Genomic DNA, 23,850 nt, shown 5'->3' on the forward strand with positions numbered 1-23,850 from the left:
CGGTCAGCCGTACTGGACGGTGTCGTCATCGGCGCTCTTGGCCAGCTTTCGGGTGAGAAAGAGCAGTTCGAGGGCAAGTTCGGCGGCGGAGGCCATCGGTCCGGGATCCTCGGTGCCGGCCGCGCCGAGCCGGGTGGCCACGTCGGTGACGGTGGCTACCGGAGGCAGCGAGGCGACCACCGCGGCCGCCGGGACCAGATCCCCGGTGCGCACCGGGGTGGCGGTCACCGCCTCGGCCAGCGGGGTCAGATCGACCCCGCGCAACGCCCGGCGCGCGGTGTCGGCCGTGGCCCGCCGCAGCAGGTGTTCCAGGATCTCGTCCTCCCGGCCCTCCTCCCCGGCGGCGAACTCCAGCTTGCCGCGCAGCACCGATGGCACCGAGAGCAGGTCGACCGGCCGTGCGGTGGCCGTGCTTTCGCGGGACAGCGCGGCCCGGCGCAGCGCCGCGGCGGCCACCGTCTCCGCCGCGGCGACCGAGAATCGGGCCGACACACCGGATCCCTGGTCGATCGCGGAGGATTCACGCAGCAGCCGGGTGAACCGGGCCAGGATCTCCAGCAGGTGCTCGGGTACCGCGGCCACCAGGTGGGCCTCCTGCCGGATGACCGCGACCTCGTCGGACAGCTCCAGCGGGTAGTGGGTGCGGATCTCGGCGCCGAACCGGTCCTTGAGCGGGGTGATGATGCGGCCGCGGTTGGTGTAGTCCTCCGGGTTGGCCGAGGCGACAAGCAGCACGTCCAGCGGCAGCCGCAGGGTGTAGCCGCGGACCTGGATGTCCCGCTCCTCCATCACGTTGAGCAGCGAAACCTGAATGCGCTCGGCCAGATCGGGCAACTCGTTGATCGCGATGATGCCCCGGTGCGCGCGCGGGACCAGGCCGTAATGGATGGTTTCGGGATCGCCCAGGGAGCGACCCTCGGCGACCTTGACCGGGTCGACGTCGCCGATCAGGTCGGCCACGGCCGTGTCCGGGGTGGCCAGCTTCTCCGCGTACCGCTGGGACCGGTGCCGCCAGGCCACCGGCAGGTCATCGCCCAGGTCGTTGGCCCGTCGGACCGAGACCGGGGTGATCGGCTCGTACGGATGCTCGCCGAGATCGGAACCCTCGATGACGGGGGACCATTCGTCCAGCAGCAACGGCAGGGTGCGCAGCAGCCGGGTCTTGCCCTGCCCGCGTTCGCCCAGCAGCACGATGTCGTGGCCGGCCAGCAGGGCTCGCTCCAGCTGCGGCAGCACGGTGGTGTCGAAGCCGACGATGCCCGACCACGGGTTGACGCCGGAACGCAGCGAGAGCATCAGGTTTTCTCGGATCTCGTCCCGGACCCCACGCAGCCGGTGGCCGGACGCGCGCAGCGCCCCGAGGGTCCGCGGCAGATCCGCGGGTGCGGTGATCGTCACGCTCCCGACGCTACGCCCGCCGCCCGCGGGCCCGGGGGAGTTGTTCGCCCTCGGCGGACGGCCAAACCCACTCGCTCCGGCCGCGCCCGGCACCGGAACCGTCGCCTTCGTAGACTCGTGCCATGGCGAAGCGAAAGTGGTCCGAACTGAGCACTCCGGCGAAGGTGGGGGTGGTCGGGTTGGCGGCCGTCGAGGCCGTGGTCACCACGATCGCCGCCCGCGACCTGGCCGGCCGCACGGATTCCCAGGTCAACGGGCCCCGCTGGCTGTGGCGGGTCGCGTTCTTCGTACAGCCCTTCGGCCCGGCCGGCTACCTGCTCTTCGGCCGCAAACGCTGACCCGGCCCCCGGTGTCCCGCGCGGATCAACTACGCCGGCGCGGCTGAAGTCGTCGATTCCCTTCACTTCCGTCACTTCTGGTGCGGTTTGATCCGCGCAGCCTCTGCGGTGGATCCCCGCGCGGATGAAGTCGTTGATTCCTGCCCCACCGGTCACATCTGGTGCGGTTTCATCCGCGCCGGCGTAGTTGATCCGCGCGGTCAGGAGGGGCGGCGTGGTTGATTTACGCGGTTAGGAGGGGCCGGCGTCGGGGGTCGGGGTTGCCGCGCGGCGGGCCCGCGCCCGGCGTTTGCCCTCGTGCATGGCCGCCACCCGGGCCACCGGGATCGTCCGGCCGTGCTCGACCAGCTCGGCCGGTAACCGCTGCGGCGGCGGCATCGAGGCCCGCCACGGATCGGCGTCGCCGAGCCGGGCCGCCGCGTTGCCGATGGTGAAGTCCGACGGATGGCAGCGGTCCAGTTCGGCCCACGACACGGGAAACGAGACCGGCAGGCCCGGCCGCAGCCGCGGGCTGTAGGCGGCGACCACGGTCGCCCCGCCCGAGCGGGTGGCGTCGATGAACACCTTGCCCGCCCGGTCCTCGACGATGTACGCGGTCGTGGCGACCTGCGGGTCCAACTGAGCGGCCCGCACGGCGATCGCCCGGGTGGCCGCCGCGGACTCCTCGACCTCGACGTCGTCGGTCAAGGGCACGAAGATGTGCACGCCCTTGGACCCGCTGGTCTTCACCGCGCCGGCCAGCCCCAGCTCGTCCAGGGTGCGCCGCACCAGGTGCGCGGTGGCCACCACCACGTCGAACCCCGCGCCGGGCGGCGGGTCCAGGTCCAGGATCAGGTGGGTCGGGCCGGTCCGGCCGACCGGGATGAGCGCCGGGTGGTACTCGACCGCCCGTTGGTTGGCGAACCACAGCAGCGTCCGGCGGTCGTTGCCCAGGGCGTAGCGGATCTCCCGGTGCGAGGCGTGCGCCCAGACGGTGGTGGTGGCGACCCAGTCCGGGGTGTACGTCGGCAGGTTCTTCTGCATGAACGGTGGCTGCCCGGGCCGTACCCGCACCACCGACAGCGCGCGGTCGGCCAGCACCGGGATCAGCCGGTCGGCCACCGCGTCCAGGTAGTCGACCAGTTCCCGTTTGGTCTCCGGGCCGTCGGCCAGCGGCACGTCCAGGTTGGTCAGCTCGACCCCGTCGCGGGTCTCGGCCGGGCGCGGTCGTCGTCGGGGACGGGCGCTGTCCGGAGCCATGCCCCGAACGGTAGTCCCGACCGGGCCGGCACCGGGTGACCTAGGGTGGCCGGTGTGCGCAAAGCCCCCCTGCCGGTCCGGGACGGGCTCAATCCCAGCCGGATCCGGCTGCCCGACGAGGGCTCGGGCACGGTGGTCGAGTACCTGCTGGAGCGGTTCGCCGCGGACGCCACCCGGGTCCGGGAGAAGGTCGACGCCGGTGAGGTGGTCGACGGCGAGGGCCGGGTGGTCGACCCATCGACGCCGCTGACGTCGTCCCAGTGGGTCTTTCTGTACCGCGACCCGGCGCCCGAACCGCGGGTGCCGTTCGAGATCGAGATCCTCCACCGGGACAGCGATCTGCTCGTCGTGGACAAGCCGCACTTCCTGGCCACCATGCCCCGCGGGCTGCACATCGTGGAGTCCGCCCTGGTTCGGTTGCGGCGCGAGCTGGACCTGCCCGAGCTCAGCCCGATCCACCGGCTGGACCGGGTGACCGCCGGCGTGCTGGTGTTCTCGCTGCGACCGGCCAACCGCGGCGCGTACCAGACCCTGTTCGCCCAGCGGAAGGTCACCAAGTACTACGAGGCGGTCGCCGGCCACCGGGCCGACCTGACGCTGCCCACCACCGTCGAGTCGCGGATCGTCAAGTTTCGGGGAACGCCCACCGCGCAACAGGTTCCGGGGGAGCCGAATGCCCGCACGGTGGTCGAACGGCTTGCTGCCCGCGGCGAGCGCGCCCTGTACGGGTTGCATCCGCACACCGGCAAGGTGCATCAGCTGCGCCTGCACATGACGTCGTTGGGGGTGCCGATCGTCGGCGACAACTTCTACCCGACCCTGCTGGACACCCCGCGTGACGACTACTCCGACCCGCTGCAGCTGCTGGCCAGGTCGATCGAGTTCCCGGACCCGTTCACCGGCCGGCGGCGCCGGTTTGAGAGCCGCCGCACCCTGGCCGCCTGGCCCGGCTGACCCCCGGGCACCCGGGCACCCGAGTTGATCATGGCGTTCTCTGCTCGACACGCCGACGACACGCCGACCGCGCGACAGAGATTGCCATGATCAACTCCAAGGGTAAGGGAGCGGGCGGATGAAATCGCTGGTGCAGGACTACATCGACGGGGTGTACCGGGACCTGACCGGGGAGCGGTCGGGGTCGGTGGCCGACTACATCCCCGAGCTGGCGGTGGTCGACCCGGACTCGTTCGCGATCTGCCTGGCCACCAGCGACGGCTACGTCTACGAGGCCGGGGACAGCCGCAAGAAGTTCGCGATCCAGTCGATCTCCAAGCCCTTCACCTACGCCCTGGCCCTGGCCGACCGGGGGCTGGCCGCGGTGGCCACCAAGGTCGACGTCGAACCGTCGGGCGAACCGTTCAACGAGATCAGCCTGGACCCGGTCACCGAACGCCCACGCAACCCGATGATCAACGCGGGGGCGATCACGTCCGCCTCGCTGGTCGCCGGCGCGACCGTGGCCGAACGGTTCGAGCGGATCCGCCGGTTCTACTCCCGCTTCGCCGGCCGTGAGCTGACCCTGAACGAGTCGATGTTCGAGTCCGAGGACCGCACCGGCAACCGCAACCGGGCGATCGGCTACCTGCTGCGCGAGTACGGGATCCTCGAGGAGGACCCGCAGACCACCCTGGGGGTGTACTTCCGGCAGTGCTCGATCGAGGTCGACTGCCGGGACCTGAGCCTGATGGCGGCCACGCTGGCCGACAGCGGCGTGCACCCGGTCAGCGGGGACCGGGTGCTCGACGCCGGCCTGAACGAGCGGGTGCTGTCGGTGATGACCACCTGCGGCATGTACAACGCGGCCGGCGACTGGGTGACCGAGGTCGGGCTGCCGGCCAAGAGCGGCGTCGGCGGCGGCATCCTGGCCGTGCTGCCCGGCCAGCTCGGGCTCGCGGTGTTCTCCCCGCGGCTGGACGAGCACGGCAACAGCGTGCGCGGCGTCCGATCGTGCCGGCGGATCTCCAAGGACCTGGAGCTGCACTTCATGCACGTCAGCCGGGCCGCGCGGTCCGCGGTCCGGGCGTCCTACGACGTGATCGACCGGCCGTCCCGGCGCCGGCGCAGCCCGGCCGAGCACGACCTGCTGCTCCGGGTCGGCCAGCGGGCCCGGATCTACGAGCTGCACGGCGACCTGCTGTTCGCCGGGGCCGAGTCGGTGGTCCGCAAGCTGACCCTGGACGCCGACGAGCTGGACGTGATCGTGCTGGACATCCGCGGCGTCGACGAGACCGCCGCGGTCACCCGGACGATGATGCGCACCGTGCGGGACTGGCTGCGGGCCGACGGAGTGGAGGCGGTGATCGTCGATCCGCAGTCGACCGTGCTGGAACTGGACCCCGACCCGGCCAAGCGGCTGCGGCACTTCGGCGACCTGAACGAGGCCGTCGGCTACGCCGAGGACGTGTTGCTGGCCCGGCACGCCGGGGCCGATGCCCAGGCCCGGGCGATCCCGATCCGCGACCATCCCCTGCTCAGCGGGCTGCCGCCGGAGCAGCTCGAGGCGATCGTGACCCGGCTGGTGCCGCACACCTACGATGCCGGCGACTCCGTCGTGCGCAGCGGCGATCCGACCCAGGGCCTGTTCCTGATCACCGCCGGACCGGTCGAGGTCAGCGTGGAGCTGGCCGGCACCCGGCACCACCTGTCGATGTTCACCGCCGGCACGACGTTCGGTGTCGCCTACGCGGTGGCCGGTCGGGAGTACGACGTGGACGCCACCGCTCAGGGTGAGGTGGCGGCGATGGTCCTGCCGGCGCCGGCCATCGCCGAGCTGACCGCCACCGCGCCGGACTTGATGCTGACCCTGATGAGCCGGCTGGTCACCGGCGCGTTCGACCATCTGGACTGGGTGACGCGGGCGCTGGTGTCCCCGAGCTGATCAGCGCTTGAGGCCGACCGAGGCCAGCGCGCCGAGCACCATCAGCGTCATCGTGCCGACCACCGCGGTCAGCAGTGAGGCCGACCAGGCCCCGGTGGAGTCGCGCAGGACGCCCAGCACGGTCGGCCCGAGGCAGGCCACGCAGTACCCGCCGGTCTGCACGACCGAGGAGAGCTGCCGGTTCTCCCGCAGCGAGCGGGCCCGCCAGACGACGACCGTGAAGATGGTGACGAACCCGCCGCCCTGGGCAATGCCGCTGGCCGCGCTCCAGACCGCCCACAGCTCGGGCGCGAGGAGCAGCCCGAGCGGCAGCGCCGTCCACAGCACGCCGTTGACCAGGAACGCGACCAGCGGCCCGCCCATCCGGTTGATGATCACCGGCGCCCCGAACGCGCCGATCAGCGCGGCGATCTGGAAGATCGACGAGGCCGCGCCGGCCTCGCCCCGGGTCATCCCGACCTGGTCGCCGAGCACCGTCGGCAGCCACGCGGTCAGCCCGTAGTAGGCGTAGGCCTGGCCGGCGAAGGCGCCGGTGAGCAGCCAGGTGGAGGGCCGGCGGAGCACCGAGACCCGCGGGACGCTTTCCCGGGGCCGGTCCGGCTGGGCGGGGGTCGGTCGGGCGGCCGCGGCGGCCCTCCGGCGCCGGGCCCGGGCGGTCAGCGGGACCCAGACGACCGCGGCCAGCACCGGGACCACCGCGCCGGCGGCCAGGGCGACCTGCCAGCCGAAGGCGACCGCCAGGGGCCCGCTCACCGCCAGCGCCACCATCGACCCCACGTTGAGCGCCGCCGTGTAGGCGCCGGTCATCTGGGCGACGCGGGTGCGGAAGTCACGGCCGACGATCAGCGGCCCGAGCACGTTGCCGACGGTGATGGCCAGGCCGATCAGCAGGGTGCCGACGAACGCCGCCGGCACCGCCCCGGCCGAGCGGACCAGGATGCCGATGAAGATCACCAGCAGGGTGGCCAGCACCGCGATCTCAATGCCCAGCCGGCCGATCAGCCCGGACGCCGCCGGGGAGGCGAGCCCGAAGCACAGCACCGGCAGGCTGGTCAGGAGCCCGACGGTGCCGGCGGTCATGCCCAGGTCGGTCTGCAGATCCACGGCGACCGCCGAGATGGCGACCAGCGGGCCTCGCAGGTTCAACGCGAGCAGCACCAGGCCGACCGTCGCGCCGACCCGCGAAGGGGCCGGGGTGTGCGGCTCGGACACGTGCGCCGAACCTCCTTCGGGTGTGGGTCCCCCATCTTCGCTGCCCCGCTGGGGTGCCGCCGACCACCCAGCGTCCCCGAACCGCCCGATCCGGTCGTATCCACGCAGCGTCATCGCGGGCGAGCGACAATTCACCGATGGCGACCTCTGAAGCGTCCCGCGACGAATCCGTGCAGACCGTCTCGACCGCTCGGGGCGAGGTGGACTGCGTGATCGTCGGTGCCGGTCCGCCGGTGCTGGTGGTGCACGGCTCCCCGGGCGGGCACGACGCCGGCCTGGCCATGGCCCGGTTCCTGGTCGCCGAGGGTCTGCGCGCGATCGTGGTCGACCGGCCGGGGTATTTCGGGACGCCGCTCGGCTCCGGGGTCACCCCCGACGAGCAGGCCGAGCTGTACGCCGCCCTGTTCGATGCCCTGGGCCTGGCCGCCGCCGGCGTGCTGTGCTGGTCGGGTGGTGGGCCCTCGTCCTACCGGCTGGCCGCGCGCCATCCCGACCGGGTGCGCGCCCTGGTATCGGTCGCCGCGGTCAGCCACCGCTACCACTTCGACGGTGAGAAGGGCGCGGAGAAGGTGCTGATGGGCACCGGCCTGGGTCGCCGGATGCTGCAGCTGATGGCCGCCCACACTCCGGAGAAACTGGTCTCGGCCACCATCGCCGCCGAGGGGCACCTGAGCAAGGAGCATGTCGCCGAGCGGGTCGCGCAGATCATGGCCGACCCGGACAAGGAGCGCTTCACCCTCGAGCTGGCCGTGTCGGCCAACCACTCCGGGCCGCGCAAGGCCGGCTTCGACAACGACATGGACCAGTTCGCCCGGATCGACTCGCTGGAGCTGGATCGGATCACCGCGCCCACGCTGGTGGTGTCCGGGACCGCCGACTCCGATGTCGATCCCGAGTTCAGCCGGTTCGCGGCCGCCCAGATTGCCGGGTCCGAGCTCGTGCACCTGGACGCGGGCACCCACCTGGCCTTCTGGGTGCACCCGGATTCCGGCCCGGTGCGCCGGCGGGCCGCCGAGTTGCTGCGGGCCGGCGGGTAGGTCCGTCGGGGAGTCAGGGCAACTGCTCGACGAGGGAATCGAGCACCGACTGCCAGTGTGCGCGCTGCCTGTCCCGCTCGTCCGGGTCGGCCAGGCGCTCCTGGTGGAAGCGGAGGACCGTTCGACCGTTGCGCCGGGACACCGTCACCTGCACCGTCGACTCGTGGTTCCAGTCCGGCGGTCGCCAGGTCAGCCGCACCCGGTCGTGCGGGTGGAAGCTGCGGACCTCACCCGTGGTCCCGGTGGCCGTCCGGTACGGGGCGCCGGCGGCCGACGGGAGCTGTACGTCGGCGCCGAGCCAGGTTCGGACGCCGGCATCGCTGACGAGCGTGTCCCAGACCTGTTCGAGGGGAACGGCCACGCTCCGGGAGACACCGATCTGGAAACCGGCGTCGCGGGTGAGGCCGACGGGTCGCGAGGTCATCAATCGTCTCCGTCCGGTGGGGAGCTCTCTCGGGATCGGTAGTCGCGCACCTTGTGCCGGTTCCCGCATCGCTGCATGGAGCACCAGCGACGGGCACCCGGGCGGGACGTGTCCAGGAAAACCAACCGGCAATCGTCGGCGGCACATTCGCGCACCCGGTGGCCGTCGACGGCCAGCACGGTGATCGCGTCGCGGGCGATCGTGGACAGCACCGCGGGTGCGCCGGCGGGGGTGTGCCACCGGGACCCCCACAGGGGGATGAGCGGCGGGGCCGCGGCGATTCGTTCGATGGCCCGCGTGTCGCCGTCGGTGACCGCGATCCCGGCACTGGCGGCCCGGGTGGCGCGCCACAGTGCGTCCCGCAGGAGCCGCGCCGGCCCGAGGTCGGCCGGGCTCACCGCGACGTCCGTCCCGGCCAGGCCCAGCCGGCTCGCACCGATCCAGTGCCGCAGATCGTCGGGCTCGTGCAACCGGTCGAAGACGGCCAGCTCGCCGGGGCCGCCGGTCAGCAGGAATTCCAGGAACAACGCGCCGGGGTCGAACCGCCACGCCCCGCCGTGGCGAGGGGTGAGCACGATCCCGGGTCCGACCATGACACCACTATAACCGGTTACAGGGGTCGATGGGCGGCGGGCTGGTTGGATCGGCCTGTGCACAACGGTTCAGGGTTCGGGTTCGTGGTGGGCAGCCGGCTGCCCGACCGGCAGGGGCGGACCGGGGTGATCACCACCCCACACGGCACGATCCGCACGCCGGCCTTCGTCGCCGTCGGCACCAAGGCGACCGTGAAGTCGTTGCTGCCGGAGTCCGTCGCCCAGCTCGGCGCGCAGGCGGTGCTGGCCAACGCCTACCACCTGTACCTGCAACCCGGTCCCGACATCGTGGAAGCCGCCGGGGGTCTGGGCGCCTTCATGCACTGGCCGGGGCCGACATTCACCGACTCCGGTGGCTTCCAGGTGATGTCGCTGGGGGTCGGGTTCAAGAAGGTGCTGGCCATGAACACCGCCGGGCTGCAGTCCGACGACGTCATCGCCCCGGGCAAGAACCGGCTGGCCACCGTGGACGAGGACGGGGTGACGTTCAAATCGCACCTGGACGGCTCGCTGCACCGGTTCTCACCGGAGATCTCGATGGGCATCCAGCACCAGTTGGGGGCGGACATCATCTTCGCCTTCGACGAGTGCACCACCCTGATGAACACCCGCGGCTACCAGGAACGCTCGGTCGTGCGCACCCACGAGTGGGCGGCCCGCTGCGTCGCCGAGCATCGCCGGCTGACCGACGAACGGGTCGGCCGCCCGTACCAGGCGCTGTTCGGGGTGGTGCAGGGCGCCCAGTACGAGGATCTGCGCCGGCAGGCGACCCGGGACCTGCTCACCCTCGGGTTCGACGGCTTCGGCATCGGTGGCGCGCTGGAGAAGGAGAACCTGGGCACCATCGTGCGCTGGGTCTGCGAGGAGCTGCCGGAGCATCTGCCCCGGCACCTGCTGGGCATCAGTGAACCCGACGACATGTTCACCGCGATCGAGAACGGCACGGACACCTTCGACTGCGTCTCGCCGTCCCGGGTCGCCCGCAACGGCTCGCTGTACACCGAGCGCGGCCGGATCAACATCACCAACGCGCGGTTCAAGCGCGACTTCGGACCGCTGGACGAGGACTGCGACTGCCACACCTGCGCCCACTACACCCGGGCCTACGTGCACCACCTGTTCCGGGCCAAGGAGATGCTGTCGGCCACCCTGGCCACCATCCACAACGAGCGGTTCGTGGTCCGGCTGGTCGATCGGATCCGGGACAGCATCGACGACGGCAGCTTCGACGAGTTCCGGGCCCACTTCCTGGGCCGGTACTACGCCGCCCGCGGCGGGGCGCCGGCCCCGGTGCTGCTGCCCGGACCGGTTAATGGAGGCGAGAACCCATGAGCCAGTTCATCAATGGACAGGTGAGGACCTCCTCGTCGACCGGCGAAACGGCGCCGGTGATCGACCCGTCCACCGGCGCGATCATCGAACAGGTCGCGCTGGCCGGGCCCGCGGAGGTCGATGAGGCGGTGCGGGCCGCGACCGCGGCGTACCGGTCGTGGTCGCGGGCGACGCCGGGGGAGCGCTCGGCGGTGCTCGGCCGGTTCGCCCGGCTGCTGGCCGACCGGGCCGAGGACTTCGCCCAGGTGGAGAGCCGGCAGGCGGGCAAACCGATCCGGCTGACCCGCGAGTTCGACGTGCCCGGCACCATCGACAACATCGACTTCTTCGCCGGGGCCGCCCGCAACCTAGAGGGCAAGGCGACCGCCGAATACTCGGCCGACCACACCTCCTCGATCCGGCGGGAGCCGGTCGGCGTCATCGGGTCCATCGCGCCGTGGAACTACCCGCTGCAGATGGCGGCCTGGAAGATCCTGCCGGCCATCGCCGCCGGCAACACCATCGTGCTCAAGCCGGCCGAGATCACCCCGCTCACCTCGGTGATGTTCGCGCAGGCCGCGCAGGCGGCCGGACTGCCCGACGGGGTGGTCAACGTGATCACCGGCCGCGGTCCGGTGGCCGGGGCCGCGCTGCTGCGGCACCCGGCGGTCGCGATGCTGTCCTTCACCGGCTCCACCGCGGTCGGCCGCACCGTGCTGGAGGCGGCCGCCACCACGGCCAAGCGGGTCCACCTGGAGCTGGGGGGCAAGGCGCCGTTCGTCGTGTTCGACGACGCCGACCTGGACGCGGCCATCCACGGCGCGGTGGCCGGCAGCCTGATCAACACCGGCCAGGACTGCACCGCCGCGACCCGGGCGATCGTGCACCGCTCGCTGTACCCGGACTTCGTGGCCGGGGTGGCCGAGCTGTACGGCCGGGTCGTGCTCGGACCGACGGCCGACCCAGCCACCGACCTCGGACCGTTGGTGTCGATGGCCCACCGGGACAAGGTGGCCGGGATGGTCGAACGGGCGCGCGGCCTCGCCCGGGTGATCGGCGGCGGCATCCCCGGCGGCGAGTTGGCCGCCGGGTCGTACTACCGGCCCACCCTGGTCGCCGACGCGCCGGTCGACAGCGAGATCGTCCGGGACGAGGTGTTCGGCCCGGTGCTGGCCGCCTACTCGTTCGACTCCGACGAGCAGGCCATCGAGCTGGCCAACGACACCCCATACGGGCTGGCCGCCTCGGTCTGGACCCGGGACGTCTACCGCGCGCTGCGGGCCACCGGCGAGATCCGCGCCGGCTGCGTGTGGGTCAACGACCACATCCCGATCATCAGCGAGATGCCGCACGGCGGGATGAAGCAATCCGGCTTCGGCAAGGACATGTCGAGCTACTCCTTCGACGAGTACACCGTGCTCAAGCATGTCATGTACGACCGCACCGCCAGAGTCCGAAAGGATTGGCACCGAACCATTTTCACCGGCTAGCGGGCGGCGGGTCGGGCCGGAGCGGGGATCGGTCGGGCCGGGCCCACCGATCGGGGGACGGTGGTGTCGTCCACGGAAGGGCCGGCCGGCTGATCGTCGCGGCTGGGCGGGCGAGCCATGCTGGTCGCGTTGGGTCATCAAGCCCAGCGACATCCGAAAAGCGATGCCGACCAACAGATTCAAAGGACTCGTGCGATGAACGTCTTTCGCAAGACCGCCGTTGCTGTGCTCGCCGCGGCCGCCCTCACCGGAATCGGAGCGGGCGTCGCGTCCGCCGCTCCGGCGACCAACCTGACCGGCGGCCAGCAGGACGTCCGGTTCTTCAACGCCAGCCCTACCGGATGTTCGTCGCCCGGGTCGACCAGGGCCTGAGCCCGATGATTCAGGACATCGAACCGGGGCAGAGCGCCACGATGTCCGCCGCCCAGCTCGCCGGACTGAACGGCCAGCTGGAGGTGGGCGAGATCGACAATGCGCAGAACGTCGCCGACATCGATGCGATCGCCGTCTCCGGGTATCAGCCCGGGGTGGCGGCCTGCCAGCCGGTTCCGGGCCGGAGCAACGCCCCCGAGATGGGTTGCCTGGTGCAGACTCCGAACGTGCTGGCCGGGGAGAGCGGGCCGATGCAGGTCTCGATCTGGACCCTCAACCCCAAGCACAACGGTGCCACCACCAACCTGGACGCCAACGCCGGGGACAAGGTCGCGATGGGCAACTGGCTGTCCGGGCTGGCCGCGTTGAACCCCGCCTACGTCACGTTCGACCCGAACGTCGACACGGTCGGCTGGGGGTACGGCCCCCAGGCGCAGGCCGGGCCGGCGGTGTGGAACTGCGGCGCCGGCAACGCCAACGAGACGATCGGCGGCGGCGCCACCCATGAGGAGTCGACCAACGTGACCGGCACCTTCTCCATCACCCAGGGCATCAAGCTGTTCGACACCGTCGACACCGAGATCTCGGCCAGCATCAGCGTGGGCCACACCTGGACCAACAGCACCACCGACAGCTACACGATCGGGCACGACATCCCGTCCAAGAGCGTCGGCTGGCTCGGATCGATCCCGTCGACCGAGACCGTGTCCGGCACCGTCACGGCGACCACGCAGTCCGGCTACCCGGTCAGCATCTCCAACATCACCTTCACCGAGCCCGGCGTGGACAAGACGAACAACCCGGCCCTGGAGTACCAGTACGTGCCCCACGACCGCCCGATGACCGCGGACGAGATCAACACCTACTGCTCGGTGGGCAGCGCGGCTAACACCACCCGGCACGACTCCATCGTCACCGGCGGCATCGTGCCCGACGTCACCGCCGGGGCCCGGGCGGCCGCCTGACCGATTCGACTCAGCACCACCACGTTGCCCGGACGCCCACCGCGTCCGGGCAACAGCCTTTGCCTAATCTGCCGGGCGGACTACCCGGTGTCAGCCACGTCGGTCGGCCAGGGTTCGACCGGCAGCGGGTCGGCGGGATTGGTGTAGCGGTGCCCGGTCGGGGTGATCCAGTCGGCCTGGTCCCCGGTTCTGGCCGCGCCGAACCCGGCGTGGGTCTTGGCCCGATGATCGTGCCGGCGGGCAGGGGCCAGGTTCGGGGCGGCGGTCGGTCCCTGCGGCCAGGGGATCACATGATCCACGTCGCAGCGGGCGGCCGCGGTGTGGCAGATCGGGTTGGTGCAGACCGGGTCGCGGAACCGGATCGCCGCGGCCAGTGTCGCTGACGAAAACCGGCCCAGTTCGGCGACGTCGAGAAGCTATCCGGCCGGGTCGGTGAGCGGGCGGGCAGCGACGACCACGTCCAGGTTCAGCATCCGTTTCGAGTCGGCCCGTTCCAGCTTGCGCAGGGCGTGACTGATCTGGTGGGCCTTGGCCTCGTTGATGTCCCCGGCGATCCAGGCGTCCCACGCGTCCGGTGCCTTGGCCTGCAGGCGCCGGGCCCGGGCGATCTGCTGATGCTCCGTGGGGGTTGACGCGGTCAGAGCCAGCGCGATCTCCATTGCGGCGAACTCGCCGGGCTTGTATCGGGGGCTGGCGCCTTCGATCTCCAGGTCGTGACTCCGCCGCTGATCGGCCGACTTGCGGGCGTCGGCGAGTTGCACCATCAACTGCGCCCGCCGGGCCTGGGCCTTGGCGCGGCCGCTCAGTCCCGGGCGTCGATGATCATCAACGCGGCGTGCAGTGACGTGCGTGACTCGACCGGCTCCAGCGAGACCCCCAGGATGCGTTCGATCACGCTCAGCCGGGCGTACAAGGTCGGCCGGCTCAGGCCGGTGGCCTGCGCGGTCCGGGTCTTCGAGCCGCCGCAGCCCAGGTAAGCCCGCAGCACGGCCATCAGGTCCTCGCCGGTGCGGGCGTCGTGATCGAGCAACCGACCCAGCTCGGTCTCGGCGAACGCCTGCACCCGGCGATCGCCCCGCAACAGCGTGAACAACCCGCGCAACCGCACGTCCGAGGAGCGGAACAGCCGTTGGCCGGCCGTCCCGCCGCCGACCATGGTCAGGCCGACCTCGGCGACGTGATCGGCCTCGACCAGTCCGGCGGCCGCGTCGATCAGCCCGGCGGAGGCGGACGCGGTGCCGGCCACCCAGCCGCCGATCCCGGCGCGCCCGGCCAATCGCTCCTGCAGTCCCGCGCACACGGCGTCCAGGGACCGGTCGGCCGCGGCCGGGTGCGGGCAGCCCATCACCAGCGCGACGGTCCCTTCCCGCCGCACCGATCCGATGGCGGACAACCCGGCGGCCGTGACCGACTGGCGGGCCGCGGCCAGCACTCGGCGGTCCACCGCGCCCTGGGCGAGCGCGTCGGCGCCGGTCCGCCGGGGCACCTTGATCACCAGCGGCAGGTAGCGGGCGCCGACCGTGAGCCCCAACGCCCCGGCCCGGGCCAGCGCCTCGGACTCGTCGGTGATCCGGCCCGAGGTCAGGTCGTCGAGCAGGCCGCCCAAGGCCTGGACCAGCAGGGCGTCGCGGTCGCGCTCGATCATCCGCTGCAGCTGCAGCGACTGGGTCGCCCGCTCCAGCACCATCCGGGCCCGGCCGGCGTCGGCGGCCTCGGCCGGCAGCACCAGCCGGCCCCACTGCTCGGCGCCCACCCCCACCGGGACGGCGGTCCAACCCTCGCCGGCCGCCGAATGCTGGCGGGAGCGCTGGCTCCACCCGTCGAGCAGCCGGGCCGCCGGGCGGCCCGCGCTGCAGTAGGCGAGCACGTGCCGGTTCAGGTCCTCCAGGACCAGCGGCGCGGCCAGGATCTGCGAGGCCCGGGTGACGATGTCGGTCGGTGACGCCCGGCCGATGTTGAGCCGGGTGAAGGTCTCGTGCGTGGTCCGGGCGAACTGCAGCTCGTCGTACCGGTCGGCCACGATCATCCGGTGCACCTGCTCGGTGACCTCGACGAACGGCACGCTGCCGGCCAGTGTGATCACCGGCAGGGCCAGCCGATCGGCCAGCTCGCCGGACCCCGGCGGCAGCTCGTCGATGTGCAGGAGCTCGATGACCAGCGCGGACACCCGCAGGTGCGCCAGCATGCGCAGGTAGTCCGGGACCGCCTGCGGCCGGCCGACGAAGGCAAGGCCGGTGCTCAGCACCAGCTCACCGCCCTGCAGCAGCCCGGTCAGGTCGGTGACGTCGCTGGAGTGCACCCAGCGCACCGGTTTGTCCAGATGGCGGGCACCGCCGACCACCGTTGGCCGGCCGGGGGCGACCACGGGGAGGGTCAGCACCTCGCGCACCGTCGGAATCATCGACGCACCGTCCGGATCATTGACACAGTGTAAAGAAATTGTCGACGACCTTGACAGACTGATCGGGCGATCTCTGGCAGGGTCATTCCCATCGAGCCATTCCGGTCGAGCCCCGCCCGCCGAGCCGCCCTGGAGGAGATCATGACCGCCCTGATCCAGCCCGCTGCGTCGGATGTAACCGGCTCGAACGGCGCCGCCGACCACCTGTGGATGCACTTCAGCCGGATGGGCACGTTCGCGGACAAGCCGGTGCCGGTCATCGAGCGCGGCGAGGGCGCCTACCTGTGGGACACCAAGGGCCGCAAGTACCTCGATGCGTTGTCGGCGCTGTTCGTGGTGCAGGCCGGCTACGGCGTCGAGGAGATCGCCGCCGCGGCCGACGCCCAGGCTCGCAAGCTGTGCTACTTCCCGGTGTGGTCCTACGCCACCCCGCCGGCCATCGAGCTGGCCGACCGGCTCGCCGAGCTGGCTCCGGGCGATCTGAACAAGGTGTTCTTCTCCTCCGGCGGCGGCGAGAGCGTCGAGACCGCCTGGAAGGTCGCCAAGCAGTTCTTCAAGCTGACCGGAAAGCCCACCAAGACCAAGGTGATCAGCCGGGCCATCGCCTATCACGGCACCACCCAAGGCGCCTTGTCCATCACCGGCGTGCCGGGCTTCCAGATCCCTTTCGCCCCCCTGGTGCCCGGCGCGATCAAGGTGCCCAACACCGACTTCTACCGGGCCCCCGAGCATCTCGCCGGCGACGAGAAGGAATTCGGTCGCTGGGCCGCCGACCAGTTCGAGGAGGCCATCCTGCGCGAGGGGCCGGACTCGGTGGCGGCCGTCTTCGTCGAGCCGGTACAGAACGCCGGCGGGTCGTTCCCGCCGCCGGCCGGCTACTTCGAGCGGGTCCGCGAGATCTGCGACACCTACGACGTGCTGCTGGTCTCCGACGAGGTCATCTGCGCCTACGGCCGGCTGGGCACCATGTTCGGCGCCCAGAAGTTCGGCTACCAGCCCGACATCATCACCAGCGCCAAGGGTTTGACCTCCGGTTACGCCGCCCTGGGGGCCGCGATCATCTCCGACCGGATCTTCGAGCCGTTCGGCCGGGGCACCACCACGTTCCCGCACGGCTACACCTTCGGCGGCCATCCGGTGGCCTGCGCCGCCGCGCTGGCCAACCTGGACGTCTTCGCGGAACGGGACCTGCTGGGCAACGTGCTGCGCCACGAAGGCGCGCTGGAGGCCACCCTCAAGCAGCTGCTGGACCTGCCGATCGTCGGCGACGTCCGCGGCAACGGCTACTTCTGGTCGGTGGAGCTGGTCCGGGACCAGGCCACCAAGGAGCCCTTCACCCGGGACGACTGCGAGCGCATCCTGCGCGGCGTGGTCGCCCCCGGCATGTGGGAGGCCGGCGTCTACTGCCGGGCCGACGACCGGGGTCAGGCCGTCGTGCAGTTCGCCCCGCCGCTGATGTGCGGCCAGGCCGAATTCGACCAGATCGAATCCGCCATGCGGTCCGTGCTCACGGACGCCTGGACCAAGCTCTGACGCTCGCTTTCCCCGTCACCCCATCACCTCGTCACCCCGTCACTCCCATCACCCCAAGGAGTTCCACCGTGTCTGCTCTTGTCGTCGGCGTGCCCAAAGAGATCAAGAACAACGAGAACCGGGTGTCCGTGCAGCCCGACGGGGTCGCCGAACTGGTCCATCACGGCCATCAGGTGCTGGTCGAGTCGGGCGCCGGGGTGGGGTCGCGGTTCAGCGATGCCGAGTACTCCGCGGCCGGCGCGAAGGTCGTCGGCACCGCCGACGAGGTGTTCGCCGCGGCCGATCTGATCGTCAAGGTCAAGGAGCCGGTCCCGGCCGAGTACCACCGCTTCCGCGAGGGCCAGCAGCTGTTCACCTACCTGCACCTGGCCGCCGACCGGGAGCTGACCGAGTTCCTGCTGGCCAAGAAGATCGACTCGATCGCCTACGAGACGGTGCAGACCCCGGATCGCAAGCTGCCCTTGCTGACCCCGATGAGCGAGGTCGCCGGCCGGATGTCGGTGCAGGCCGCGGCCCGCGCGTTGGAGAGCCCGGCCGGCGGCGCCGGCATCCTGCTCGGTGGCGTCCCCGGCACCCCGGCGGCCAAGGTGACGATCATCGGCGGCGGCGTGTCGGGCACCGAGGCGGCCAAGATCGCCCTGGGCATGCGGGCGATCGTCCGGGTCTTCGACACCAACCCGACCCGGCTCGCCTACCTGTCCGACATCTTCGGCGGCCGGCTGGATCTGGTCACCCCCAACCGGGCCCGGATGGCCGCCTACATCGCCGACTCCGACGTGGTCATCGGCGCGGTGCTGGTGCCCGGCGCGAAGGCGCCCAAGCTGGTCAGCCGGGAGATGATCGCCAGCATGCGACCGGGCAGTGTGGCCGTCGACATCGCGATCGATCAGGGTGGGTGCTTCGAGACCAGCCGGGCCACCACGCACGCCGACCCGACCTACATCGAGGAAGGGGTCGTGCACTACTGCGTGGCCAACATCCCGGGTGCGGTGGCCCGCACCTCGACCCTGGCGTTGACCTCGGCCACCCTGCCGTACCTGGTCAAGGTCGCCGACCGGGGCATCGCCGGGGCCGCGCAGACCGACCCGGCGCTGCTGCTGGGCCTGAGCACGCTGGGCGGACACCTGGTCAACGAGCCGGTCGCCCAGGCGCACGCGCTGGCCTACCGCAACCCGGCCGACCTGCTGGTCGGCGTCTGAGGCCGGTCGTGACCGGCGCCGCGGTCTCGGGTCAGACCCGCACCGCGGCGCCGGGCACGTAGTCCGGTTCGTGCCGCTTGACCATCGCGATCACCGGGTAGGTGATCGGCAGGAAGACCACCTCGATCAGCACCTTGTACAGGTAGCCGGTGAGCACGTAGCTGAAGAACTCCCAGCCGGTGATGACGCCGAAGAACGCGATGGTGCAGAACACCAGGGTGTCGGCCAGCTCGCCGACCACGGTGGACCCGATCAGCCGGAGCCAGAGCTTGCCCTCCTTGGTCCGCTCCTTGATCTTGACCAGCACGTACGCGTTGAGCAGTTGTCCGGCCAGGTACCCCAGGATGCTGGCCAGCACGATCCGCGGGACGAACCCCAGGACCGCCTCGAACGCCTCCTGGTTGGTGTACGCGTCGGCCGCCGGCGCGATTTGCACTAGGTAGAACGTCACCGCGGCCAGCACCGAGAGGCCGAAACCCATCAGGATCGCTCGCTTGGCCCGCCGGAACCCGTACACCTCGGACAGCACGTCGCCCAGGATGTAGGTCAGCGGGAACAGGATCGCCCCGCCGTCGGTGATGATCGGCCCGAACTGGATGAGTTTGGTGGCCCCGATATTCGAGATCAGCAGCAGGCCACAGAACAGCACGACGATCAGGTCGTAATTCCCCAGGCGGGGCTTGGACCCCGACAGCGTCGGGTCCGGCGGCAATTCGGTCACCGGGTCATCAAACCAGCCTGACGGGTCCTCGTTGTACCGCCCCGTCGGCCACCCGGTCAGGCGAGCAGGTCCGCCGGCCGCACCACCCACGGCGCCCGGGGGAGTGCGGCCGGGTCGAAGCGGGTCAGCAGTTGCGCCGGGCTCACCTGCTCGCCCGGTGCGGCCAGCCCCAACGAGCCGGCGATCAGGCCGAGCACCCGCCCCGCCGGCACGCCCGCGGCGGCCAGCTCGGCCAGGGTGACCGCGCCGTCCCGCTTGGCCAGCCGTTGCCCTTCCTGGTTCAGAGCCAGCGGGACGTGGGCGTACTGCACCGGCGGCCGGTCCAGCAGGGCGGCCAGGTAGGCCTGCCGGGGCGCCGAGGTGAGCAGGTCGTCACCGCGGACGACCTGGTCGATCCCCTGCGCGGCGTCGTCGACCACCACGGCCAGGTTGTAGGCGGCGACCCCGTCGTTGCGGCGCAGAACCAGGTCGTCGACGGCGCCGGTGAACGGCCCGACGAGCAGGTCGGGCACCGTCCACCGGTCGACCTGCGCGCGCAACCGCAGCGCGCCGGGCCGGCCGGCCGCCCGGCGCTGCTCGACCTGCGCGGCCGTCAGCGCCCGGCAGGTGCCCGGGTAGGCGCCGTCGGCGCCCGGTCGGGTGGGGTCCGGGTGTGGCGCCGACGCGGCCTGCTGGATCTCCCGACGGGTACAGAAGCACGGGTAGGTCAGGCCGCGGTCGGTCAACGAATCGATGGCCTGCGCGTAGCGGTCGGTCCGGGCCGACTGCTGCACCACCGGCCCGTCCCAGTCCAACCCGAGCGCGGCCAGGTCGGCCAGTTGCCGGGCGGCCGCCCCCGGCCGGACCCGGTCCAGGTCCTCCATCCGGACCAGGAAGCCGCGGCCGGTCGACCGGGCGAACAGCCAGGCCAGCAGCGCGGTCCGCAGGTTGCCCACGTGCAGATCGCCGGACGGGCTGGGGGCGAACCGGCCCGCCCCCGCCGGCTCGGTGACCTGCGGGGTCGTCGGCGCGCTCATGGCCGCCCATCTTGCCAACCGCCCGGGGCACGATGGGGTCATGCCCGCCGAATCGGTCGACCCCGCGGTGACCGGCTACCTGTCCGAACTCGCCCGCCGCTGCACCGACCTGCTCGGGCCCGAACTGCTCGGCGTGTACACCGGGGGATCGCTGGCCCTGGACGGCTACCAGGCCGGCCGCAGCGACATCGACGTCGCCGTGCTCGTCCGGGCCGCACTGTCCCGGTCGACCACGCAGGCGCTGGTGACGGCGCTGCGTCAGGAGAACCTGCCGTGCCCGGCGCGCGGGCTGGAACTGGTGGTCTACCGGGCCGAGATCGCGGCCGCCGGCGACCTGGCGCCCGGCTTCGAGATCGAGCTGAACACGGGCCCGCGGATGCCGTTCCGGGCCGGCGAACCCGCCGACCGGCCCGCCGCCGACGGGTCGTTCTGGTACGGCATCGACCGCAGCATCCTGGCCGCCGCCGGCGTGCCGATCCTGGGCCCGCCGGCCGGCGAGGTGTTCGTCTCGCCCGACCCGACCGACCTGGCCACGCTGCTGATTCAATCCCTGGACTGGCACCTGGCCTCGGCGGTGCCGCTGGCCGACGACGCCGTGCTCAACGCTTGCCGGGCCCGCTACCGCACGGTCACCGGTCGCTGGCTGGCCAAACCGGCGGCCGGTCGGGCGGTGCTCGGTTCGGCCGATCCGGTGGACGCGGCCGTGATCGTGCAGGCGCTGGCCGCCCGCGCCGGCGGGCCGGCCCCGGATCCGGACCGGGTGCGCCGGTTCCTGTCCGACGTCCGGGACGACCTGGCCGCCCCGGCGCCGTGACCGTCAGCTCGCGGGTCCGGACGCCGGGGGCGGCACGGCCGCCGGCGCCTGATCGTGGTCGGGATCCGGCTCGGGCGGCGGGTCCGGCCGGGAGGGGGCGCCGGCGATGGCGTCACTGAGCCAGCGCCACCGGGGGTCCCATTTGGCCTGGAACTTGGCCTCGCGCCGCTTCGCCCGCTCCAGCTTGCGGCCGCGGTACCGCTGACCCCAGCGCGAGCCCGGCCGGGCCAGCCGGAACGCGGCCCACCAGGCGACCGGACTGACGAAGCACCCGACCAGGGCCGAGCGGTACTTGCCCTTGAGCACGCACACCACCAGCAGCACGAAATGCAGCACGGCCGCCGTGGTCAGGGTCAACCGCAGCTCGACGTCGTCCACCGACAGCTCGTCCACCCCGAGCGGGCTGAAGCCGAGCAGCACGAACCCGAAGACCGCAGTGGCCAGCCCGATCATCTCCACCGAGATCCGGCCCTCGTTGGACCAGTAGACGTCCTGCAGGTGCAGGATCAGCGCGAACTCGTCCAGGATCAGCGAGATCCCGATCCCCGAGAGCACGCCGGCGATCTCGATCCACGGCGAATCCGGACCGCGCAGGGCCATGATCGTGCCCAGGATCAGCAGCAGGATCCCGGGCACCGCATGGTGCACGTGCACCCCGCTGGAGGAGACGTTGTTACGGAACGGGCCGATGCCGGCCCGGATCAACCGGGTGATCAGCCGGGTCGACAGGAAGGTGACGATGAAGGCGGCGAAGCACAGGAGCAGCGGCAGCTTGCCCGGCTCGATGATGTTCTCCTGCCACCATTGCCCCATCTGCGCATGGTAGGCGGATGATCACTCGCGGGGCGGCTCGGTCGGCGCCCCGGCGATCACGTCGGAGAGCCACTGCCATCGGGGATCCCACTTCTCGTCGAAGGCCGCCTCCCGCCGCCGGCACCGCTCGAGCGTGCGACCGCGATACCGGTGCCGGGCCCACCAGGTGCCCGGACGGGCCAACCGCACCGCCGAGTACCAGGCGACGAGCGGAACGAAACACCCGATCAGTGCCGAGCGGTACTTGCCCTTGAGGACGCAGACCAGCAGCAGGGCGCCGTGGATGAGCGCGCCGACCAGCAGGGTGATCCGGATCCGGATGTCGCCGACGGTCAGGTCGTCGACCCCCAACGGGCTGAAGCCCAGCAGGGCCAGGCCGATGCACGCCGCGGCCAGGCCGGTCATCTCGACCGAGATCCGGCCCTCGTTGGCCCAGTAGACGTCGTCCAGGTGCAGGATCAGCGCGAACTCGTCGAGCACCAGCGAGGTGCCCACCCCGACCAGCACGGCGGCGATCTCGAACCAGGGCGATTCGGGCAGCCGCAGCGCCATCAACGCGCCCAGGATGAGCAGGATGATCCCGGGGACGGCGTGATGGATGTGCAGGCCGCCGGCCGAGACGTTGTTGCGGAACGGGCCGATGCCGGCCCGGATCATCCGGGTGACCACCCGGGTGGCCAGGAAGGTCACGACGAAGGCGAGCAGGCACAGCAGCAGCGGGAGCTTGGCCGGCTCGACGATGTTGTCGTACCACCACTGGCTCATGCCGGGGGCGCCGCCGCGGTCGCCGGCGGCCGTACCGGCAGCAACGCCAGCAGCCCCAGGCCGAGCACCAGCAGGATGCCGACGATGCCGGCCCGGTCGGCGTCGAAGACGAAGGTGAAGAAGCCGAACAGGGTCGGCGCCAGGAACGAGACCGCGCGCCCGGTGGTCGCGTACAGGCCGAACAGCTGTCCCTCCTTGCCCACCGGGGCGAGCCGGGCCAGGAAGGTGCGGGAGGAGGACTGGGCCGGCCCGACGAACAGGCACAGGAACAGCCCGAAGATCCAGAACATCGTCGGCCCGGAGACGAACAGCAGGATGGTTCCGGAGATCAGCATCCCGGACAGCGAGAACACGATGACCGTCTTCGGGCCGAGCCGGTCATCGAAGCGGCCCGCGGTGAGCGCGCCGATGGCCGAGACCACGTTGGCCACCACCCCGAAGATCAGCACGTCGGCGCTGTTGATGCCGTAGACGGTGACGGCCAGCACCGCCCCGAAGGTGAACACGGCGGCCAGGCCGTCCCGGAACAGGGCGCTGGCGCCCAGGAAGTACACGGTGTGCGGGCTGGTGCGGAACATCTCCCGCAGATCCCGGAACAGCACCCCGTAGGAGGCGAAGAAGCCGACCCGCTTGGCCGCCGGCGCGCCGGTGATCTCGGGCACCGCGAACAGCACGGGCAACCCGAACAGGGCGAACCACAGGGCCGCGAAGATCGCGACCATCCGGATGTTGAGCCCGTCCTGCGAGGTCACCCCGAACCAGCCCACGTCCGGGGCGATGAACCCGACGTAGCAGATCAGCAGCAGCACGATGCCGCCGAAGTAGCCCATCGACCAGCCGAACGCCGAGACCCGGCCGATCGTGCGCGGCGTGGAGACCTGGTGCAGCATCGCGTTGTAGGAGACGCTGGCGAACTCGAAGAAGATCGAACCCAGGCTCAGCAGCAGCAGGCCCAGCCACAGGTAGTGGTAGTCGTCCTGGACGAAGAACAGCCCGGCCATGGTGATCACGGTCAGCGCGGTCCAGACCCCCAGGGACAACCGCCGGCGCCCGCCGGCGTCGGCCCGCTGCCCGGTCACCGGGGCCAGCACGGCGATAAACAGGCCGGCCAGACCGAGTGACCAGCCCAGCCAGGTGTTGGCGGTGATCCCGCCGGGTAGATCGACCCCGACCGCGTCGGTCAGGTAGACGGAGAAGACGAACGTGAGGATGACCGCGTTGTAGGCGGCCGATCCCCAGTCCCACACCCCCCAGGCGACGACGCGGCCGGTGGGTACCGGCCGGCCTGCGGTGCCCGGTTCGATGGCGGGTGCGCTCATGGCTCCGTTTCC

Annotated in this window: 24 protein-coding genes; 11 read left to right on the forward strand and 13 right to left on the reverse strand. The window is 71.5% G+C overall.

Annotation, left to right across the window (positions count from 1 at the left end; translation table 11 throughout):
- Nucleotides 1-3: 3 nt before the first annotated feature.
- A complete protein-coding gene (locus tag NAMU_RS02740) occupies nt 4-1,392 on the reverse strand; it encodes an ATP-binding protein (RefSeq protein WP_041369698.1) in 1,389 nt (462 codons plus the stop codon).
- A gap of 128 nt (nt 1,393-1,520) precedes the next feature.
- Here NAMU_RS02740 and NAMU_RS02745 point away from each other — a divergent pair, with 128 nt between their 5' ends.
- Nucleotides 1,521-1,736 (forward strand): PLDc N-terminal domain-containing protein, encoded by a 216-nt coding sequence (locus tag NAMU_RS02745; RefSeq protein WP_015745885.1) that lies wholly within the window; start codon nt 1,521-1,523, stop codon nt 1,734-1,736.
- A gap of 231 nt (nt 1,737-1,967) precedes the next feature.
- On the opposite strand, the gene NAMU_RS02750 is transcribed toward NAMU_RS02745, so the two are convergent.
- The gene (locus tag NAMU_RS02750; protein WP_015745886.1) at nt 1,968-2,975 is read right to left on the reverse strand and encodes a DNA polymerase domain-containing protein; all 1,008 of its coding nucleotides are present in this window, start codon (nt 2,973-2,975) and stop codon (nt 1,968-1,970) included.
- 54 nt (nt 2,976-3,029) lie between these two features.
- Here NAMU_RS02750 and NAMU_RS02755 point away from each other — a divergent pair, with 54 nt between their 5' ends.
- Nucleotides 3,030-3,929 carry a pseudouridine synthase gene (locus tag NAMU_RS02755; RefSeq protein WP_015745887.1) on the forward strand — a complete coding sequence of 300 codons (900 nt, stop codon included), beginning with the start codon at nt 3,030-3,032 and terminating at the stop codon, nt 3,927-3,929.
- 118 nt (nt 3,930-4,047) lie between these two features.
- A complete protein-coding gene (gene glsA / locus NAMU_RS02760; RefSeq protein WP_015745888.1) occupies nt 4,048-5,853 on the forward strand; it encodes a glutaminase A in 1,806 nt (601 codons plus the stop codon).
- Here glsA and NAMU_RS02765 read toward each other — a convergent pair whose 3' ends face one another.
- A complete protein-coding gene (locus NAMU_RS02765; RefSeq protein ID WP_015745889.1) occupies nt 5,854-7,065 on the reverse strand; it encodes an MFS transporter in 1,212 nt (403 codons plus the stop codon).
- Between the two features lie 137 nt (nt 7,066-7,202).
- Between NAMU_RS02765 and NAMU_RS02770 the strand changes: the two genes are divergently transcribed.
- On the forward strand, nt 7,203-8,102 hold the full coding sequence (locus tag NAMU_RS02770) for an alpha/beta fold hydrolase (protein WP_015745890.1): 900 nt from the start codon (nt 7,203-7,205) through the stop codon (nt 8,100-8,102).
- A 13-nt stretch (nt 8,103-8,115) separates the two neighbouring features.
- On the opposite strand, the gene NAMU_RS02775 is transcribed toward NAMU_RS02770, so the two are convergent.
- On the reverse strand, nt 8,116-8,526 hold the full coding sequence (locus tag NAMU_RS02775) for an SRPBCC family protein (protein ID WP_015745891.1): 411 nt from the start codon (nt 8,524-8,526) through the stop codon (nt 8,116-8,118).
- Nucleotides 8,526-9,119: a CGNR zinc finger domain-containing protein gene (locus NAMU_RS02780; RefSeq protein ID WP_015745892.1), complete on the reverse strand. Its 594-nt coding sequence runs from the start codon at nt 9,117-9,119 to the stop codon at nt 8,526-8,528. Before NAMU_RS02780 ends, NAMU_RS02775 begins: the two co-directional genes overlap by 1 nt.
- A gap of 57 nt (nt 9,120-9,176) precedes the next feature.
- Between NAMU_RS02780 and tgt the strand changes: the two genes are divergently transcribed.
- The 4 genes from tgt (at nt 9,177) to NAMU_RS02795 (ending at nt 13,257) form a co-directional block, all read left to right on the forward strand.
- The gene (gene tgt / locus NAMU_RS02785; RefSeq protein ID WP_015745893.1) at nt 9,177-10,451 is read left to right on the forward strand and encodes a tRNA guanosine(34) transglycosylase Tgt; all 1,275 of its coding nucleotides are present in this window, start codon (nt 9,177-9,179) and stop codon (nt 10,449-10,451) included.
- On the forward strand, nt 10,448-11,920 hold the full coding sequence (locus NAMU_RS02790) for a gamma-aminobutyraldehyde dehydrogenase (RefSeq protein WP_015745894.1): 1,473 nt from the start codon (nt 10,448-10,450) through the stop codon (nt 11,918-11,920). The genes tgt and NAMU_RS02790 overlap by 4 nt, the downstream gene beginning before the upstream one ends.
- Nucleotides 11,921-12,115: 195 nt before the next feature.
- Nucleotides 12,116-12,292, forward strand: coding sequence for a hypothetical protein (locus NAMU_RS29715; RefSeq protein ID WP_015745895.1), 177 nt, complete (start codon nt 12,116-12,118; stop codon nt 12,290-12,292).
- On the forward strand, nt 12,262-13,257 hold the full coding sequence (locus tag NAMU_RS02795) for a hypothetical protein (protein ID WP_015745896.1): 996 nt from the start codon (nt 12,262-12,264) through the stop codon (nt 13,255-13,257). Before NAMU_RS29715 ends, NAMU_RS02795 begins: the two co-directional genes overlap by 31 nt.
- Before the next feature lie 80 nt (nt 13,258-13,337).
- On the opposite strand, the gene NAMU_RS02800 is transcribed toward NAMU_RS02795, so the two are convergent.
- The 3 genes from NAMU_RS02800 to NAMU_RS02810 form a co-directional block, all read right to left on the reverse strand.
- Entirely contained in the window at nt 13,338-13,547 is a 210-nt protein-coding gene (locus tag NAMU_RS02800; protein ID WP_138179915.1) for a hypothetical protein, read from the reverse strand.
- Between the two features lie 126 nt (nt 13,548-13,673).
- Entirely contained in the window at nt 13,674-14,021 is a 348-nt protein-coding gene (locus NAMU_RS02805) for a hypothetical protein (RefSeq protein ID WP_015745897.1), read from the reverse strand.
- 38 nt (nt 14,022-14,059) lie between these two features.
- Nucleotides 14,060-15,658: a PucR family transcriptional regulator gene (locus NAMU_RS02810; RefSeq protein ID WP_015745898.1), complete on the reverse strand. Its 1,599-nt coding sequence runs from the start codon at nt 15,656-15,658 to the stop codon at nt 14,060-14,062.
- Between the two features lie 141 nt (nt 15,659-15,799).
- Between NAMU_RS02810 and NAMU_RS02815 the strand changes: the two genes are divergently transcribed.
- Both NAMU_RS02815 and ald read left to right on the forward strand, forming a co-directional pair.
- Nucleotides 15,800-17,191, forward strand: coding sequence for an aspartate aminotransferase family protein (locus NAMU_RS02815; RefSeq protein WP_015745899.1), 1,392 nt, complete (start codon nt 15,800-15,802; stop codon nt 17,189-17,191).
- Nucleotides 17,192-17,259: 68 nt separating this feature from the next.
- A complete protein-coding gene (gene ald / locus NAMU_RS02820) occupies nt 17,260-18,390 on the forward strand; it encodes an alanine dehydrogenase (RefSeq protein WP_015745900.1) in 1,131 nt (376 codons plus the stop codon).
- Between the two features lie 31 nt (nt 18,391-18,421).
- Here ald and NAMU_RS02825 read toward each other — a convergent pair whose 3' ends face one another.
- Together NAMU_RS02825 and gluQRS are read right to left on the reverse strand one after the other, a co-directional pair.
- A complete protein-coding gene (locus NAMU_RS02825; protein ID WP_015745901.1) occupies nt 18,422-19,111 on the reverse strand; it encodes a queuosine precursor transporter in 690 nt (229 codons plus the stop codon).
- 56 nt (nt 19,112-19,167) lie between these two features.
- Nucleotides 19,168-20,127 (reverse strand): tRNA glutamyl-Q(34) synthetase GluQRS, encoded by a 960-nt coding sequence (gluQRS, locus tag NAMU_RS02830; RefSeq protein WP_015745902.1) that lies wholly within the window; start codon nt 20,125-20,127, stop codon nt 19,168-19,170.
- Nucleotides 20,128-20,167: 40 nt separating this feature from the next.
- On the opposite strand from gluQRS, the gene NAMU_RS02835 reads away from it, so the two are divergent.
- The gene (locus NAMU_RS02835) at nt 20,168-20,941 is read left to right on the forward strand and encodes a DNA polymerase beta domain-containing protein (RefSeq protein ID WP_015745903.1); all 774 of its coding nucleotides are present in this window, start codon (nt 20,168-20,170) and stop codon (nt 20,939-20,941) included.
- A 3-nt stretch (nt 20,942-20,944) separates the two neighbouring features.
- On the opposite strand, the gene NAMU_RS02840 is transcribed toward NAMU_RS02835, so the two are convergent.
- The 3 genes from NAMU_RS02840 to NAMU_RS02850 are packed head-to-tail and all read right to left on the reverse strand — an operon-like array spanning nt 20,945 to nt 23,838.
- Nucleotides 20,945-21,754, reverse strand: coding sequence for a hypothetical protein (locus NAMU_RS02840; protein ID WP_015745904.1), 810 nt, complete (start codon nt 21,752-21,754; stop codon nt 20,945-20,947).
- Nucleotides 21,755-21,775: 21 nt separating this feature from the next.
- Entirely contained in the window at nt 21,776-22,519 is a 744-nt protein-coding gene (locus tag NAMU_RS02845; protein ID WP_015745905.1) for a hypothetical protein, read from the reverse strand.
- Nucleotides 22,516-23,838 carry an MFS transporter gene (locus tag NAMU_RS02850; RefSeq protein WP_015745906.1) on the reverse strand — a complete coding sequence of 441 codons (1,323 nt, stop codon included), beginning with the start codon at nt 23,836-23,838 and terminating at the stop codon, nt 22,516-22,518. The genes NAMU_RS02845 and NAMU_RS02850 overlap by 4 nt, the downstream gene beginning before the upstream one ends.
- Between the last annotated feature and the right edge of the window lie 12 nt (nt 23,839-23,850).

The sequence above is a fragment of the Nakamurella multipartita DSM 44233 genome (genome assembly GCF_000024365.1).
Classification (GTDB): Bacteria; Actinomycetota; Actinomycetes; order Mycobacteriales; family Nakamurellaceae; genus Nakamurella; species Nakamurella multipartita.

Bases quoted from the DNA above. Each gene is read 5' to 3' on its own strand.
- NAMU_RS02745 (WP_015745885.1), top strand. From the start codon at position 1,521: ATGGCGAAGCGAAAGTGGTCCGAACTGAGCACTCCGGCGAAGGTGGGG.
- NAMU_RS02750 (WP_015745886.1), bottom strand. From the start codon at position 2,975: ATGGCTCCGGACAGCGCCCGTCCCCGACGACGACCGCGCCCGGCCGAG.
- glsA (WP_015745888.1), top strand. From the start codon at position 4,048: ATGAAATCGCTGGTGCAGGACTACATCGACGGGGTGTACCGGGACCTG.
- NAMU_RS02770 (WP_015745890.1), top strand. From the start codon at position 7,203: ATGGCGACCTCTGAAGCGTCCCGCGACGAATCCGTGCAGACCGTCTCG.
- NAMU_RS02775 (WP_015745891.1), bottom strand. From the start codon at position 8,526: ATGACCTCGCGACCCGTCGGCCTCACCCGCGACGCCGGTTTCCAGATC.
- NAMU_RS02780 (WP_015745892.1), bottom strand. From the start codon at position 9,119: ATGGTCGGACCCGGGATCGTGCTCACCCCTCGCCACGGCGGGGCGTGG.
- NAMU_RS02790 (WP_015745894.1), top strand. From the start codon at position 10,448: ATGAGCCAGTTCATCAATGGACAGGTGAGGACCTCCTCGTCGACCGGC.
- NAMU_RS29715 (WP_015745895.1), top strand. From the start codon at position 12,116: ATGAACGTCTTTCGCAAGACCGCCGTTGCTGTGCTCGCCGCGGCCGCC.
- NAMU_RS02795 (WP_015745896.1), top strand. From the start codon at position 12,262: ATGTTCGTCGCCCGGGTCGACCAGGGCCTGAGCCCGATGATTCAGGAC.
- NAMU_RS02805 (WP_015745897.1), bottom strand. From the start codon at position 14,021: ATGGTGCAACTCGCCGACGCCCGCAAGTCGGCCGATCAGCGGCGGAGT.
- NAMU_RS02810 (WP_015745898.1), bottom strand. From the start codon at position 15,658: ATGATTCCGACGGTGCGCGAGGTGCTGACCCTCCCCGTGGTCGCCCCC.
- NAMU_RS02815 (WP_015745899.1), top strand. From the start codon at position 15,800: ATGACCGCCCTGATCCAGCCCGCTGCGTCGGATGTAACCGGCTCGAAC.
- gluQRS (WP_015745902.1), bottom strand. From the start codon at position 20,127: ATGAGCGCGCCGACGACCCCGCAGGTCACCGAGCCGGCGGGGGCGGGC.
- NAMU_RS02835 (WP_015745903.1), top strand. From the start codon at position 20,168: ATGCCCGCCGAATCGGTCGACCCCGCGGTGACCGGCTACCTGTCCGAA.
- NAMU_RS02840 (WP_015745904.1), bottom strand. From the start codon at position 21,754: ATGGGGCAATGGTGGCAGGAGAACATCATCGAGCCGGGCAAGCTGCCG.
- NAMU_RS02845 (WP_015745905.1), bottom strand. From the start codon at position 22,519: ATGAGCCAGTGGTGGTACGACAACATCGTCGAGCCGGCCAAGCTCCCG.
- NAMU_RS02850 (WP_015745906.1), bottom strand. From the start codon at position 23,838: ATGAGCGCACCCGCCATCGAACCGGGCACCGCAGGCCGGCCGGTACCC.